Annotated in this window: 1 protein-coding gene and 1 pseudogene; both read left to right on the top strand. The window is 66.3% G+C overall.

All coding sequences use genetic code 11. From position 1 onward, the window contains the following. Positions 1-521, top strand: a 521-nt coding sequence (locus tag ACO1BR_RS44150; RefSeq protein WP_426800758.1) for an IS701 family transposase, incomplete at its 5' end; no start/stop codon positions are given. Then, positions 509-906, top strand: a pseudogene (locus ACO1BR_RS44155) (IS701 family transposase); the annotation flags it as partial. The gene ACO1BR_RS44150 and the pseudogene ACO1BR_RS44155, both read left to right, overlap by 13 nt.

Consider the following 906-nt stretch of genomic DNA (forward strand, 5'->3'; position numbering starts at 1 on the left):
TGGTCGACAATCTCGGTGACCGGGATGCCGTGCTCATCGTGGACGACACGGGCTTTTTGAAGAAGGGCATGCGGTCGGCTGGAGTGCAGCGGCAGTACTCCGGAACAGCAGGACGGACGGAGAACTGCCAAGTCGGTGTCTTCCTCGCCTACGCCACCGATCGTGGTCGGACATTGATCGACCGCCGTCTGTATCTGCCTACCTCCTGGACTGATGACCGCGAACGCTGCCGCCAGGCCGGTATCGACGACGGCGTCTCCTTCGAGACGAAGGTGGCGATGGCCAAGAAGATGGTCCGCCAGGCGATCGAGGACGAGATCCCGTTCCGGTGGGTGACCGCGGATGCCGCCTACGGCTACAGCAAGGGCTGGCGGTTCGAGCTTGAGCAGGCTGATGTCTTCCACGTGATGGCCACCACTCGCCACGACACCGTCGTCTCCCGCTGGGCTCTCGATCACCCCGTCCACGACCTGTTCACCGGCCTGCCGCGGCAGAAATGGAAGCGCCGGTCTTGCGGNTGATGGCCACCACCCGCCACGACACCGTCGTCTCCCGCTGGGCTCTCGATCACCCCGTCCACGACCTGTTCACCGGCCTGCCACGGCAGAAATGGAAGCGCCGGTCCTGCGGGAGGGGCGCCCACGGACCTCGGGTGTTCGACTGGGCACGCATCGAGGTGCGGCCCTGGCACCGCCCAGACCGACGACATTGGGTCCTTGCCCGCCGCAGCGTCAGCCGCCCGCAGGAGATCTCCTACTACATCGCCTACTGCCCCGCCGAAACGACCCTGGATGAACTGATCCGGGTCGCCGGCAGCCGGTGGGCCATCGAGGAGTGCTTCCAGACCGCGAAGGGCGAGTGCGGTCTGGACGACTACCAGGTCCGCCGCTATCCCGGCTGGCACCG

Origin of the sequence: Streptomyces sp. YGL11-2, assembly GCF_050054615.1 — a bacterium.
Lineage (GTDB): Bacteria > Actinomycetota > Actinomycetes > Streptomycetales > Streptomycetaceae > Streptomyces.